The organism is Bradyrhizobium sp. USDA 4506, from assembly GCF_054058795.1.
On the sequence record NZ_JBSSBM010000002.1, the window covers coordinates 6422736 to 6437616 of the forward strand.

Genomic DNA, 14881 nt, shown 5'->3' on the forward strand with positions numbered 1-14881 from the left:
TTCCGGATTGGTTGCCCACCCCCTGAATGCTAGGCTCGCATGGACGCTGGGTCCTTGCTGGGGGGCGGTGCCATGAGATTTGCGAAGGCAGTGCTCACGGTCTTCTGCATGATCGCGTCGATGTGCGACCCGTCCGATGCGCAACAAGCTCCCAGGAAAGTAGGAATCCTCGTCAACGGCGGCCCGTCGCCGCTCTTCGATTCCATCAAGAAAAATCTTCTGAGCGACTTCGCCGACCGCGGCTATCTCGAAGGACGCGACATCGTCATCGAACCGCGATTTGCCGAATCGAAGCTCGAGCGCCTTCCGGGCCTCGCCTCGGAGCTGGTCGGTGCGAATGTGGATGTTATCCTTGCACTCGGCGGCCCGGCGTCGGTGGCGTCGCAGAAGGCCACGTCGACGATCCCGGTGATCTTTGCGATCGTCACCGATCCGGTCGCGTTGAAGCTTGTCGCCTCGATGGACAAGCCAGGAGGCAATGTCACGGGCCTCACCAACCTTGATCAGCAGCAGGCCAGCGACCAGTTCAAGCTTCTGAAGGAGGCATTCCCCGGGATCACGCGCGTTGCGATTCTCAGTGATCAAACGATCCCCGGCGCGGATGAACGCGGGCTCGCCCCGATTGACCGCGCCAACGAGGCCGCAGCCAAGGCGCTGGGGCTGGAGCCGCAAATCGTGAAGGTCAAGGGTGCGGACGATCTGGAGGCCGCGATTGCCGGGATGGCAAAGGAGCGCGCGGAGGCGCTGCTGGTCCTTGAAGTGCCGGTGCCCTGGAGCAATCGAAAACGAGTCGGTGAACTGGCCATCAAGAACCGCTTGCCGGCAATGTTTCCCGGCGGCCAGGCGGACGCGGGCGGGGTGATTACTTATGGGGCCAACGTCGCCGATACATGGCGCGAGTTTGCGACATTCGCCGACAAGATTTTCAAGGGCGCGAAGCCGGGCGACCTGCCAGTCGGCGTCGTCACCAAGCGAGAGCTGATATTCAATCTCCAGGCGGCCCAGGCCGTGGGCGTCGAGATTCCACCGGAGCTCTTGAAGCGCGCAGACAAGATCGTGCGGTGAATTCGCGCTGGAGGGATACTAGCGGAAATCGCCGTTCTCGATCGCCTTGATGCTGCCGCGATCGAGCAGATGCGCGCCAAAGCCGCCGCGCGCCAGCGATGAGGCGATCTGCGGTGATGCCAGCAGCAGCACTGTCGTCATCGCCAGCGGCACGGCGCTGAGCCAGTCGAGCCGCACCGGCGTCAGCTCTTCGCTGCTTCCCCGATAGTGCCCTTCGCCCGCGGCGATGCGGCCGCATTCCCGGATCAGGTCACGCCGCGTACCATCGCGCGACGCACTGCCGAGCAGCGCCTGCATCGCCAGATGCGTCCGCACGCCGGCGCGGCCCTCGGGCAGCGGCGCCGGAGTCTCGCCGCGCGAGACGCGCAGCAGCAGATCGACCAGATCGACGCCCGACTGAAAGGCGTTCATCGGCTCGACCAGCCGCGGGTTGCAGTCGATCAACAGCGGCGTCGCGCTGTCGAGCGGCATGATGACGTCGACCGAGAGCGCACCGTGCCAACCAAAATGCGCGCCGATGGTCTCGAGGCCGGCGCGGATCGCCGGCCGGCTCACGCTCTCCTTGATCGCCTCGCCGCCGCCGACACCGGCCGCAATCTGGCGGTAGGCATGGAAGCCGACAAGCGTGCCGTGGCAGAACACCGACTGCGCCTTCTCGACCGTGCCGGTGATCAGATCCTGCGCCAGCACCTCGCCGGCAAAATCGCCTGAGGACTCGAGGTCGTAGAGCGCGCGATTGAGATCACCAGCATCGCGCACGAACCAGACACCGCGGCTGGCGGTGCCGACCGACGTCTTGACAACGGATGGAAACCGCACCGCCTCGCGCAGCTCCTCGGCCGAGTTCACGATCCGGGTCGGGGGCTGCGGCAGCCCGAGCCGGTCGAGCAGGCGGCTGAAGCCGGCCTTGCTGTGCACGGCGCGATAGCTGGCGAAATCCGGCAGCGCGAGGCCGGCACGTGATGCCAGCCCCGCCGCCGCGCGGGCGAACAGAAATCCCTGTTCATGGATCGGCAGCAGCACATCGAAATGCCGCGACGCCAAGAGGCGCTCGACGAAGCGCAGGAAGCCGGCCGGATCCGACCGCAGCGGCGGACAATGGTGGTATTTGCGGACAAAGCGCGAGTAGCGCGCCAGGCACCAGCGCGAGGGGTCGCAAACCTCGACGTGATGGCCGGCCAGTCCGAGGATCGTGATCGCCTCGCGGCCGGAGGTGCTGGAGCCCTCCGACACCAGCACGCGGAGCTGCTTTTTGGGGTCGATCATGGCCGATCATCGCCGTGCTGCCGTGCTTTGTCGCCGCATTTAATGCCGCATGTGTCGATCCGGCACGCCCGCGCCGGGGGCAGCCATGCGCCCGCGTTCATGGACAATTAGCGGCCAATCTCTATTTTCGGCGGGCTTTCCGGAATTAGGGTTTTCAGGCACATGGTCGACGTTTTGGCCGCACCGCAGCAAGCGAAAGCCGACAGTGCGCTGCGCACGCTGACGGGGATTTCGGTCGCCCATTGGGTCAGCCATTTCCATATCTTCGTGCTGCCGATGCTGTTCCCGTTCCTGAAGCAGCAGCTCGGCGTCGGCTATGTCGAGCTCGGCCTGGCGCTGACGGTGTTCGCGGTGGTCTCCGGGCTGACCCAGGCGCCGATCGGTTACCTCGCCGACCATATCGGCGCGCGCAAGATCCTGTTGATCGGACTGACCGTCGGCGGTTGCGCGCTGATCGGGCTCGGCCTGCATCTCAGCTATACGTCGCTGATCGTCTGCGCGGTGCTGCTGGGCCTCGCCAACAGCGTCTATCATCCGGCTGACTATGCAATCCTCTCGGCGCATATGGACGAGGCGCGGATGGGCCGCGCCTTCTCGATCCACACCTTCGCCGGATTCCTCGGCGGCGCGGTTGCGCCCGCGATCATGGCGGCGCTCGTGGCCTCGATCGGCGGCCTCGGCGCGCTGATCGTCGCCGGCGCGGTCGGGCCGCTGGTGGCGCTGTTCCTGATCGTGCTCGGCATTCCCGATGCCGGCGCCAACAAGAACAAGGCAAAGGAGGGCGCCGCGCCGAAGGCGAGCGTAATCACGCCGGCGCTGATGGTGCTGACGGCCTTCTTCACGCTGCTCAGCCTGTCGACCTCGGGCATCAACAATTTCGGCGTGGTCGCACTGATGGGCGGCTACGGCGCGTCGTTCTCGACGGCCAATATCGCGCTGACTGCATTCCTCGGCGCCAGCGCGGCCGGCGTGCTCGCCGGCGGCTATCTCGCCGACTGGACCCACCGCCACAGCCAGGTCGCCGCGGCCTGCTTCGCGGTCAATGCCGCCCTCGTGCTGCTGATTGCGCTGCTCGACCTGCCGCCGGTGGCGCTCACGCTGGCGATGGGGCTCGCCGGATTCCTCGGCGGGGTGATCGCGCCGTCCCGCGACATGATGGTGCGCAACGCGGCGCCGCCCGGCGCCGCCGGCCGCGCCTTCGGCATCGTCTCCACCGGCTTCAACTTCGGCGGCATCGTGAGCCCGCTGCTGTTCGGCTGGATCATGGACCAGCACATGCCGCACTGGGTGTTCGGCGCCTCCGTGGTCTTCATGGTGCTGACCGTGCTGCTTGCCCTCGTCACCGAGCGCAAGCCGCAGGCTTCGGGATACGAGGCCGAGACCGCCAGCCCGCGCGCCTGAAACGCGAAACGTTGCGCACGCGGCGCGGTCATTCCGACCGTCGCGACAGCACCTGCTTCAGGAGCGGCTCGATCCGCGACAGCTCATCGAGATGGACCGCCGACAATTCGGCGAGATGATCGGCCGCAAGGCCGGTTAATTTCAGCAGCACCCGCCGCTGGTCGGCGGGATCGAGCACGCGCTCGACCAGTCCGGCCTCGGACAGCCGGTCGACCAGTTCGACCGTGGTGTGGTGACGAAGCCGCAGCCGTTCGGCCAGATCACCGACCGCAACCGGCCCGCCGCCCGGATACCCCCGGATCGCCAGCAATGCCTGATGCTGCCGCGGTGTCAGGCTTGCGGCCTTCGCGGCGTCCTGGCTGAACTCCAGAAACCGGCGGATCAGATAGCGAAATTGCGACAGCGTTTCGTAATCGCCCTGGCTGGGAACCCGCTTCTGGTCCTGCCTCGGCGATTTCGACGGTCCTTTCAACGCTGCCATTCGATGTCTCCCGCTTGTAATTATATCGCAATGCGATATTACGCCGCGTCCACTTCACCCGAGCCTTACGCCACCAATGAGCGTCATTTCCACCAAATCGAGCGCCTCCGCTACGAACACCGCCCCAAACACCGCCAAAATCGGCGAGAAGGCCAGCCACCTCCTGAGCGACTTCACGACCGATCCGCGCGTCGTGGTGATCTCGGCGATCGCCGTGTTTGTTTCCGCCGCAGGCGTGCTGGCCGGGGCGGGACTGCTGCAGCTGATCAAGCTCGCCACCAACATCGCCTATTTCGGCCAGTTCAGCTTCGCCGACCTGAAATTGCAGGATTCGCCGCTCGGGCTCTGGACCGTGCTGGTGCCGGTCGTGGGCTCGCTGATCATCGGGCTGATGGCGCGTTTCGGCAGCGAGAAGATCCGCGGGCACGGCATTCCGGAAGCGATCGAGGCCATCTTGCTCGGCCGTTCCCGGCTCGACCCCAAGGTGGCGATCCTGAAGCCGTTGTCGTCGGCGGTGTCGATCGGCACCGGCGGCCCGTTCGGCGCCGAGGGCCCGATCATCATGACCGGCGGCGCGATCGGCTCGCTGATCGCGCAGATGCTCCCGGTCAGCGACAACGAGCGCAAGACCCTGCTGGTGGCGGGCGCCGCCGCCGGAATGACCACGGTGTTCGGAACGCCGATCGCCGCGATCATGCTCGCGGTCGAACTGCTGCTGTTCGAATGGACGCCGCGCAGCTTCATTCCCGTCACCGTCGCCGCCGTGGTGGCGGCGGTCGGACGCACCTTCCTGCACATGCCCGCGCCGCTGTTTCCGTTCACCGGCGGCGTCGACATCTCGGTGCTGCAGCTCGGCGCCTGGATGCTGATCGGGATCCTCTCCGGGCTGCTGTCGGGCGTGCTCACCCAGCTGGTCTATGGCTGCGAGGACATCTTCCTCAAGCTGCCGATCCACTGGATGTGGTGGCCGCTGATCGGCGGCCTGGTCGTCGGCCTCGGCGGCTTGATCGAGCCGCAGGCGCTCGGCGTCGGCTATGACAACCTCGCGTCGATGCTGCAAGGCGATGTGGTGCTGAAGGCCGCGCTGCTGCTGCTCGTGGTGAAAGCCGTGATCTGGTCGGTCGCGCTCGGCTCGGGCACGTCGGGCGGCGTGCTGGCGCCGCTGCTCATCATGGGCGGCGCGATGGGAACGGCGCTGAGCGGCTATCTGCCTGAAGCGAGCCCCGGCTTCTGGGCGCTGCTGGCGATGGCGGCGACGATGGGCGGCACGATGCGCTCGCCGCTGACCGCAACCTTCTTCGCGGTCGAGCTGACCGGCAACACCCATGTGCTGCTGCCGCTGATCGCGGCCTGCGGCACCGCGCACGGCGTCACGGTGCTTTTGATGCGGCGCTCGATCCTGACCGAGAAGGTGGCTCGGCGCGGCCATCATCTGGTGCGCGAGTACCGTGTCGATCCGTTCGCGCTGACCCGCGTGCGCGACGTCATGACCAAGGCGGTCGAGACCGTCGCCGACACCATGACGCTGCACGGCGCGGCCGCCTTCCTGACCAACCCGAAGACCGGTCACCCCAGCTTTCCCGTCGTCGACGCCAACCATCACGTGCTCGGCGTGATCGACCCGCCGTCCGTGCTGCGCTGGCGCCGCGCCGGCAAGCATCGCACCGCGACGCTCAGGCAGCTGCTGGCCGGCAGCAAGATCACCGTCGCCTATCCCGACGAATATCTCGACCGGCTCGCCGACCGCCTGATGCAGGTCAACGTCTCGCATCTGCCTGTGATCTCGCGCGAGGATCAGCGCCTCGTCGGCTATATCGGCTGGAAGGACCTGATGCGCGTCCGCGCCAGGCTGCAGGCCGAGGAGACCCAGAAGACAGCGTTCTTCGGCGCGCGATAGGTTCGCGGCGGGTTGCCGGCGGAACAAATTTCCGCCGGACGGCAACGCTCGATCCCTGCTGGCAAATCAGCAACAGCGCATCCCAGAGCTTCATCGGCGCTGGTTGACAGCATCGGGGGCTGACCCATGATGCCGTCAACCAAAAACAGCCTCGGGATGAAATGCCATGACCTCGACCCCAGACCTCGTGATCCGCGGCGGCACCATCGCCGACGGCAAGGGCGGCGACCTCTATGAAGCCGATGTCGCGATCACAGGCGGCAAGATCACTGAAGTCGGCAAGGTTTCGGCGAAGGGCAAGGAAGAGATCGACGCCCGCGGCAAGCTGGTGGCGCCCGGCTTCGTCGACGTCCACACCCATTACGACGGCCAAGTGACCTGGAGCCATGACATCACGCCGTCGTCGCAGAACGGCGTCACCACGGCGATCATGGGCAATTGCGGCGTCGGCTTCGCGCCGTGCCGGCCGAGCGACCACACCAGGCTGATCCAGCTGATGGAAGGCGTCGAGGACATTCCGGAGCCGGTGCTCTCCGCCGGCATTCCCTGGGCGTGGGAGAGCTTCCCCGACTACATGGAGTGGCTGTCGAAGCGCGATTTCGACATGGATATCGGCGCGCAGCTGCCGCATGCCGCGCTGCGGGTCTATGTGATGGGCGAGCGCGGCGCGCGCCGCGATCCGGCAACGGCCGAGGACAACAAGGCGATGGCGGCGCTCGCCGGCGACGCAGTGCGGGCGGGCGCGCTGGGTTTCTCGACCTCGCGCACGCTCAATCACCGCACCTCGACCGGCGACTACACGCCGACGCTGAAAGCCGGCGAAGATGAACTGACCGCGATCGCCGGCGCGATGCATGGCGTCGGCCGCAGCGTGCTGCAATTCGTGCTCGACCAGAGCACCGTGCACGAAGACCTGCCGATGATGCTGCGGGTCGCCGAGAACACAAGGTGCCCGATCTCGTTCTCTGTCGCACAGGCCGACAAGGCGCCGCGGCGCTGGCGGCAGACCATGGACACCATCAATGAAGCCGCCGCCCGCGGCCTGTCGATCACGACCCAGATCGCGGCACGGCCGGTCGGGCTGCTGCTCGGGCTCGAATTGTCGCGCAATCCGTTCCAGACCCATCCGAGCTATCGCGAGATCGCCAAATTGCCGCTGGCCGAGCGGCTCGCGCATCTGCGTCGGCCCGAGGTGCGCGCGGCGATCCTGAGCGAGAGCGCGACGGCGACCGACGATCCGCTGTTCTTCCGGCCGAACTACGACAAGATGTATCTCTTGGGTAATCCGCCGAACTATGAGCAGCCGCCGGAAAACGCGCTCGGGCCGCAGGCGCGGCGCCAGGGCCGTCAGCCGGAAGAGCTTGCCTATGACGCGATGCTGACCGACGAGGGTCGCGGCATGCTCTATGTGCCGTTCCTGAATTACGCCGACGGCAACCTCGACGCCGTGCATGAGATGCTGCGCGAGCCCAGTGCCGTGCCCGGCCTGTCCGACGGCGGCGCGCATTGCGGCATCATCTGCGATGCCAGCTTCCCGACCTATCTCTTGACGCACTGGACGCGCGACCGCAGCCGCGGCGAGAAGCTCTCTATCCCGTTCGTGGTCGCGGCGCAGTCGCGCAAGACCGCGCTGTCGGTCGGTCTGTATGATCGCGGCGTGATCGCTCCTGGCTTCAAGGCCGACGTCAACGTGATCGATTACGACCGGCTGCATTTGCACCCTCCGAAGGTGCATTACGACCTGCCGGTCGGCGGCCGCCGCCTCCTGCAGCAGGTCGACGGCTATGACGCCACCATCGTGTCGGGCATCGTGACCCAGCGCGAGGGCAAGGCCACCGGCGCACGCCCGGGCAGACTGGTGCGCGGCGCGCAGGGGATGAATTGAGAGACGCAGCGATCCGGGCTACGGGACTCCCGCCTCTCCCTTGTGGGAGAGGCCGGATCGCATGCAGCGGAGCGCAATGCGATCCGGGTGAGGGGTTGCGGTCTCTCGAGGGACGGAGCTCGCGGAGGCAGACCCCTCACCCGGATTTCCCGCTGACGCGCGAAATCCGGCCTCTCCCACAAGGGGAGAGGCGAAGTGGAGCGAGTTGCCAGAGGTGCGCCCCTTACGTCGGCGACATCGCGCCTTTGATCGTGCCTGCCGGCTGCGACGTGCCGGTCAGCCGCGCCCGCTCGCTGTTCGGCCACAGCAGCAGCAATCCGAGCAGGCCGGAGCCGGCCATGATCGCCGCGTTGATAGTGAAGCCGGACATGTAACCGGCCATCGGCGTGGCCGCGTGCTGGATCACATTGCCCATCACCATCGGCGCCAGGATGCCCGAGATCGTGTAGAGCGCGCCGTAGATCGCGATGATCGCGCCGCGCTGCGACACCGGCGTGAACTCGCCGAGCATCGGCGGGCACACCACGTAGATCGAGCCGCACAGGCCGGAGCCGATCACCAGCAGCGCGATCATGATCCCGCCGGGCGGCGCATAGGGCAGCATCGCAAGGATGGCGCCGCCGAAGATCAGCGGCACCGAGCCGAGCACGCCGCGCGCGCCGCGGGTGGTGAAGCCGCGCGCCAGCATCAGCTGCGAGATCCAGCCGGTCAGCAGCACGATCGTCGCGCCGAAGATCCAGGGCAGGATCGAGACGAAGCCGGCCTGGTGCTGCGAGAAGCCGAGCCCCTCGATGATGAAGGACGTGAACCAGGTGAGCCCGAGCGACAGCGCCCAATAGGCGCCGAAGGTTGCCACCACGCAGCCGATGAAGGTGCGCGAGGTCAAAAGCTTCCAATACGGAATCCGCGGCTCGTCGGCCGTCACGGCAGACGTCGACACCAGCGGCCCTTCCTTGCCGAGCGCGAACCAGGCGACGGCCCAGATCAGGCCGACGATGCCGAGCGCGCCGAAGGCGTGATGCCAGCTGTGATTGACGATGATCCAGTTCAGCGCGGGCACCGCGAGGATCACGCCGAACGCGGAGCCCTGCGACAGGATCGCGGTCGGCAGCGTGCGCTTCTCGTCCGGAAACCATTTGTAGATCGCGTGCGCCGCGACCGAGAACGCCGGCCCCTCGCCGGCGCCGAGGATGATGCGGCAGATCACCAGCGTCGTGAAGCTGACGGTGCCGACCATCGGAAATTGCGCCAGCGACCAGATCACCGCCAGGATCAGCAGCACCCAGCGGGTGGCGACGCGGTTGACGATGAAGCCGACCACGATCGCCGAGATCGAGAACAAGAGGAAGAATGACGAGCCGAGATCGCCGAACTGCTCCTGGGTGAGGCCCATTTCCTTCTTGATCGGCACGCCGGCGAGCCCGACCACGATCTTGTCGGCAAAGTTCACCACCATGAACAGGAATAGAAGGAAGGTGATTTGCCAGGCGCCCTTCGGCGTCCCCTTTGACAGCCCCTCTGACGTCCTCTCGGGCGTCGCTTGCGTCGTCATGTCCGGCTCCCCGTCGTTTCGTTTTTGGCTTCGTAAATCGGCCCCGTCCGGCGATGCTAGCCACGCCTCGCCGTGCAACGCAACACCGCATTTCCTCGGGGTTGTGCGCCCCGGAGCGCTTCTAACGGCCCGATCACGATCGCGTCGGTCGCGCCAGTGGAGCGGTGAACTGTCATGTCCCGACTGCTATGTTCAGGGCCAACGAAAAGCCCGGGGTTATTTCATGAACAGATTGATCCTATGTGCCGCCACCTGCGCAGCACTTGTATCCGCCGCGCTGCTTGCCGCGCCTCAAGTTCGCGCGGCAGACGCCGCCAATCCCGACTACGCCGCGATCGTCGCCGCACCCGATCGCAGCGATGCGGATCGTCAGGTCGACCAGCGCCGGCAGCCGGCCAAGATGCTCGCCTTTGCCGGCGTCAAGCCCGGTATGACGATCCTCGACATGGCGGCGAGCGCGGGTTACAGCACCGAACTATTGGCGCGCACCGTAGCCCCGTCGGGCAAGGTCTACGCACAGGATTCCGCGACCGTGCTCGAGCGCTTCGTCAAGGACAAGTTCGACAATCGCGCCAAGGCGCCGGCGATGAAGAACGTCGTCCATGTGGTGCGGGACTATGACGACCCGATCCCGCCCGAGGTCAAGGACCTCGACATGATCACCTTCTTCTTTTTCTATCACGACATCACCTATCTGCCGGTCGACCGCGCCGCGATGAACAAGAAGATGTTCGCCGCGCTCAAGCCGGGCGGCTTCCTCGTGATCGCGGATCACTCCGCCAAGACGGGCGAAGGCACCAATGTCGCCAAGACGCTGCACCGGATCGAGGAGAGCACCTTGAAGCAGGAGATCGAGGCGGCCGGCTTCAAGCTGGTGGCCGAGGGCGATTTCCTGCATCATGCGGAGGACCCCAAGGACATTCCCGTCTTCAAGGCACCGGTGCCGATCGACGAGTTCGTCCTGAAATACCAGAAGCCGCAATGAGGCACGGCCATCGTTTCATCTGACCAGACCGCCGCAGTGCTTCGCGTCACCGGACTGACCAAGAGTTACCGCTCTGCCGGCGAAGACGTCGCTGTGCTGCGCGGCGTCGACCTTGCCGTTGCGACCGGCGAGAGCGTGGCGCTATCGGGCGAATCCGGCAGCGGCAAGAGCACGCTGCTGCATCTGATCGCGGGGCTCGATGCCGCCGACAGCGGCGAGATCGCCCTCGCCGACACCGTCGTCTCCGACCTCAACGACGCTGGCCGCGCCGAATTACGCCGCGACCGGCTCGGCCTCGTGTTCCAGCAATTCAATTTGATCCCGAGCCTGACGGTCACGGACAATCTCGTGTTTCAGTCGCGCATCGCCGGCCGGCATGACGCCGCCTGGCACGACGAACTGGTCGAGCGCCTCGGCCTGAGAAGCCTGCTCAGGCGCTATCCCGAGCAACTGTCCGGCGGTCAGCAGCAGCGCGTCGCGATCGGCCGCGCGCTGGCGCCAAAGCCGCTGTTGCTGCTCGCCGACGAGCCGACCGGCAATCTCGACGAGGACACCGCCGACGAGGTGCTGGCACTGGCACGCGATCTGGTGACCCGCACCGGCTGCGGCTTCCTGATGGTCACACACAGCGCGCGGCTTGCGGCGACGCTCGACCGCCAGGTCACCCTGCATGCCGGGATCGTCGCATGAGGCGCGCGCTGTGGATCCTTGCGGTGCTGCTCAGCCACTGGCGGCGGCATCCGATGCAGCTCGCAACGCTCTTGATCGGACTGATCTCGGCCACCGCGCTGTGGAGCGGCGTGCAGGCGCTGAACCAGCAGGCCCGCATCGCCTATGACCGCGCTGCCGCGACCTTCGGCGGATCGCGCACTGCAATGCTGGTCGCCAGGGACAGCGCGACCTTCCCGCAACAACTGTTCGTCGATCTGCGCCGTGCCGGCTGGCCGGTGTCGCCGATGCTGGAGGGCCGGGTCCAGATCGACGGGCGCAGCTTCCGCCTGCTCGGCATCGAGCCGGTGACGCTGCCGTCCGAGGTCGGCAACGCGCCGGCGGTCGGACGCGGCAGCCTGCAATCCTTCGTCACGCCGCCGGGCGAAATGCTGGTGGCCCCGGAAACGCTACGCGATCTCGGCCTCAAGGAAGGCGAGCAGCCGCAGGCCAACGGCATGAGCTTGCCGCCGCTGCGCGTACAGGCCGAGCTCGCGCCCGGCGCACTGATCGTCGATATCGGTATCGCGCAGGACATCCTCAAAATGCCCGGCCAGGTCTCGCGCCTCCTCGTTGGCAGGTCCAAAGCGCCGCACGCAACGCTCGAAAGCGTGGCGGGTGACAAGCTCCGCCTGGTCGAGCCGAGCGCGGAGAGCGACCTCGAACGCCTCACCGACAGCTTCCATCTCAACCTCACTGCGTTCGGCCTGCTGTCGTTCTTCGTCGGCCTGTTCATCGTCAACTCCGCGATCGGCCTCGCCTTCGAGCAGCGGCTGCCGATGCTGCGCACACTGCGCGCCTGTGGCGTCTCGGCGCGAATGCTCAACACCGTGCTGGTGATCGAGCTGGTGTCGCTGGCGCTGGTCGCCGGCCTCATCGGCCTCGTCTGCGGCTACTTCATTGCGGCTGCCTTGCTGCCGGATGTCGCGGCCTCGCTGCGCGGGCTCTATGGCGCGCAGATTCCCGGACAGCTTTCGCTTAAACCCGCCTGGTGGTTCGCCGGCATCGCTATCAGCATTCTTGGCGCGCTCGCCGCGGCGGCTGCGAGCCTTGCCAAGGCGATCCGGATGCCGGTGCTGGCGACGGCGCAGCCGCAGGCCTGGCAGCAGGCGCAGCGGCGCTGGCTGCTGCTCCAGAGCGCGGCGGCACTCGCGGTGTTTGCGGTCGCCGCGGGCCTGATCTGGTTCGGCGATTCCCTGATCGCGGGCTTCGCCGTGCTCGCCGCGCTGATGCTCGGCGCGGCGCTGATCCTGCCGATGGTCCTGCAGATTGCGCTGGCCTTCGGGCAGCGCAGCGCGCGGGCGCCGGTCGGCATCTGGTTCTGGGCCGACAGCCGCCAGCAATTGTCGGGACTGTCGCTGGCGCTGATGGCGCTGCTGCTTGCGCTCGCGGTCAATGTCGGCGTCGGCACCATGGTGGAAAGTTTCAACCGCACCTTCCTGGTCTGGCTCGACGGAAGGCTCGCCGCCGACGTTTACATCAGCGCCGCCAGCGATCAGCAGGCAAAGGAGATCAAGGCCTGGCTGCGCGATCGGCCCGAGGTTCAGGCCATCCTGCCCGGCGGCCGCGCCGACACCCAGCTCGACGGCGCGCCGATCGAGGTGCTCGGCCTGCCCGACCACGCCACCTATCACGACAGCTGGCCGTTGCTCGAAAGCGTCGCAAATGCGTGGGTTCGGCTGCGGCCCGGCGACACCTGCCTCGTCAGCGAGCAGCTGTCGCGGCGGATGAAGCTGGCGATCGGCGATCATATCGAGGTACCCGCCCCCGGCGGCAACTGGCCGCTCGAGATCGTCGGCATCTATGCCGATTACGGCAACCCCAAGGGCCAGATCGCGGTCAACTTCGCCGCGCTGACCCGGCGCTTCCCGCAGACACCAATGACACGGATGGGCCTCCGCGTGGCACCGGATAAGATCGCACCGCTGATCACCGCGCTACAGGAGAAATTCGGTCTCGATGATCACAACATCGCCGACCAGGCCAGGATGAAAACGGAATCGAAGCGGGTCTTCAACCGCACCTTCTCGGTGACCGCCGCGCTCAACGCCTTCACGCTCGGCGTCGCCGGCATTGCGCTTTTGACCAGCCTGCTCACGCTGGCCAATTCGCGGCTGCCGCAGCTGGCGCCGCTGTGGGCGATCGGCCTGACCCGGCGGCGGCTCGCCGCGCTCGAACTGTTGAAGACCATGGCGGTCGCGCTGATCACCGCGCTGTTTGCGCTGCCGCTCGGCCTGCTGGTGGCGTGGTGCCTGCTTGCGATCGTCAACGTCAAGGCGTTCGGCTGGCGGCTGCCGTTCCACATTTTCCCGCTGCAGCTGATCGAGCTGCTCGCGGTGGCGCTGGCCGCCGCATTCTGTGCCGCGGCGCTTCCGGTCGCGAGGCTGGCGCGCATGCAGCCCGCCAGCCTGATCAGGATCTTTGTCAATGAGCGCTAGCGGCACCATCACCCGTCGCGCCTTTGCCGGCGGTGCGCTGGGGCTGGCGCTCGGCGGCAAGACGTTCGCGCAGGGCTTCGCCGGGCTCGGCGAGACCGCGGAAGGATTTGCCGCCGTCACGCCGGGCAAGCCATTCACGTTCCCCACGGACCACGGCCCGCATCCGGAATTCCGGATCGAATGGTGGTACGTGACCGCCAACCTGTCCGACACGAGCGGCGCGGCCTATGGCGCGCAATGGACGCTGTTCCGCCAGGCGATGAAAGCGGGCGGACCGGCCGAGGGCTGGGCCAATCAGCAGCTCTGGATGGGCCACGCCGCCGTGACCAGCGCCGGCACGCACCGCTTCAGCGAGACCTTTGCCCGCGGCGGCGTCGGGCAGGCCGCGGTCGAAGCCACGCCGTTCCGCGCCTGGATCGACGCCTGGGAGCTGCGCGGGCGCGATGCGTTCGATACCCAGCGCGTCGCACCGCTCGAGCTCAAGGCCTCCGCCGCCGACTTCAGCACCGCGCTGCGGCTCGACGCCGACCGCGCCCTGGTGCTGCAGGGCGACCACGGCTACAGCCGCAAGTCGGATCGCGGGCAGGCCTCCTATTATTACAGCCAGCCGTTCTACAAGGCGTCCGGCCGCATCGTGATCGACGACAGACCGATCGATGTCACGGGCATGGCCTGGATGGATCGCGAATGGAGCAGCCAGCCATTGGCGGCCGATCAGACCGGCTGGGACTGGTTCTCGCTGCATCTGCCCGGCGACGAGAAGCTGATGCTGTACCGGCTGCGCCAGAAGGACGGCCGCGAAAACCTGTTCGGCAACTGGATCACGCCGGACGGCCGCTCGGCCGAGATCGCCGCCGGCAGCAACAGCATCGCGCCGCTCGCGACCACCGAGATCGACGGCCGCAAGCTGCCGACATCATGGCGCGTCAACCTGCCCGCACGCGGCCTTGCCATCGAGACCACGCCGCTCAATCCGAAGGCCTGGATGGGAACCAGCTTCCCCTATTGGGAAGGCCCGATCCGCTTTGCAGGCAGCCACGCCGGAATCGGCTATCTTGAGATGACGGGGTACTAGGACGTGACGGAATTGGTCCGAATGGGGCCGCGGCATAACTGTGCTCCCTCGCCCCGTTCTTACGGGGAGAGGGTTGGGGTGAGGGGCCGTCTCCGCGTACCCGGTGACAGCTGGTGTCGCCGAGGTCC

General features: G+C 66.8%; 11 protein-coding genes. 8 read left to right on the forward strand and 3 right to left on the reverse strand.

The genetic code is table 11. From position 1 onward, the window contains the following. Window positions 1-72: 72 nt before the first annotated feature. On the forward strand, window positions 73-1065 hold the full coding sequence (locus ACVIHF_RS32505) for an ABC transporter substrate-binding protein (RefSeq protein ID WP_253606197.1): 993 nt from the start codon (window positions 73-75) through the stop codon (window positions 1063-1065). 18 nt (window positions 1066-1083) lie between these two features. Here ACVIHF_RS32505 and ACVIHF_RS32510 read toward each other — a convergent pair whose 3' ends face one another. Next, window positions 1084-2331: an ATP-grasp domain-containing protein gene (locus tag ACVIHF_RS32510; protein WP_253606196.1), complete on the reverse strand. Its 1248-nt coding sequence runs from the start codon at window positions 2329-2331 to the stop codon at window positions 1084-1086. A 162-nt stretch (window positions 2332-2493) separates the two neighbouring features. Between ACVIHF_RS32510 and ACVIHF_RS32515 the strand changes: the two genes are divergently transcribed. Beyond that, window positions 2494-3732, forward strand: coding sequence for an MFS transporter (locus ACVIHF_RS32515; RefSeq protein ID WP_253606195.1), 1239 nt, complete (start codon window positions 2494-2496; stop codon window positions 3730-3732). Window positions 3733-3760: 28 nt separating this feature from the next. Here ACVIHF_RS32515 and ACVIHF_RS32520 read toward each other — a convergent pair whose 3' ends face one another. Beyond that, window positions 3761-4213 carry a MarR family winged helix-turn-helix transcriptional regulator gene (locus tag ACVIHF_RS32520; RefSeq protein WP_456793136.1) on the reverse strand — a complete coding sequence of 151 codons (453 nt, stop codon included), beginning with the start codon at window positions 4211-4213 and terminating at the stop codon, window positions 3761-3763. Between the two features lie 76 nt (window positions 4214-4289). Between ACVIHF_RS32520 and ACVIHF_RS32525 the strand changes: the two genes are divergently transcribed. Both ACVIHF_RS32525 and ACVIHF_RS32530 read left to right on the forward strand, forming a co-directional pair. Then, window positions 4290-6110, forward strand: coding sequence for a chloride channel protein (locus ACVIHF_RS32525; RefSeq protein WP_253606193.1), 1821 nt, complete (start codon window positions 4290-4292; stop codon window positions 6108-6110). 166 nt (window positions 6111-6276) lie between these two features. Then, on the forward strand, window positions 6277-7995 hold the full coding sequence (locus ACVIHF_RS32530; RefSeq protein WP_253606191.1) for an N-acyl-D-amino-acid deacylase family protein: 1719 nt from the start codon (window positions 6277-6279) through the stop codon (window positions 7993-7995). A gap of 223 nt (window positions 7996-8218) precedes the next feature. Here the strand turns inward: ACVIHF_RS32530 and ACVIHF_RS32535 are convergent, their stop codons facing one another. After that, entirely contained in the window at window positions 8219-9547 is a 1329-nt protein-coding gene (locus ACVIHF_RS32535) for an MFS transporter (RefSeq protein ID WP_253606189.1), read from the reverse strand. A gap of 223 nt (window positions 9548-9770) precedes the next feature. Here ACVIHF_RS32535 and ACVIHF_RS32540 point away from each other — a divergent pair, with 223 nt between their 5' ends. Genes ACVIHF_RS32540 through ACVIHF_RS32555 form a run of 4 tightly spaced genes read left to right on the forward strand, consistent with a single transcriptional unit; the run spans window position 9771 to window position 14753 of the window. Further along, on the forward strand, window positions 9771-10532 hold the full coding sequence (locus ACVIHF_RS32540) for a class I SAM-dependent methyltransferase (RefSeq protein WP_253606187.1): 762 nt from the start codon (window positions 9771-9773) through the stop codon (window positions 10530-10532). A 36-nt stretch (window positions 10533-10568) separates the two neighbouring features. Beyond that, window positions 10569-11222 carry an ABC transporter ATP-binding protein gene (locus tag ACVIHF_RS32545; RefSeq protein ID WP_253606185.1) on the forward strand — a complete coding sequence of 218 codons (654 nt, stop codon included), beginning with the start codon at window positions 10569-10571 and terminating at the stop codon, window positions 11220-11222. Then, a complete protein-coding gene (locus ACVIHF_RS32550) occupies window positions 11219-13678 on the forward strand; it encodes an FtsX-like permease family protein (protein WP_456793137.1) in 2460 nt (819 codons plus the stop codon). The genes ACVIHF_RS32545 and ACVIHF_RS32550 overlap by 4 nt, the downstream gene beginning before the upstream one ends. After that, window positions 13668-14753, forward strand: coding sequence for a lipocalin-like domain-containing protein (locus ACVIHF_RS32555; RefSeq protein WP_253606183.1), 1086 nt, complete (start codon window positions 13668-13670; stop codon window positions 14751-14753). Before ACVIHF_RS32550 ends, ACVIHF_RS32555 begins: the two co-directional genes overlap by 11 nt. Window positions 14754-14881 lie beyond the last annotated feature (128 nt).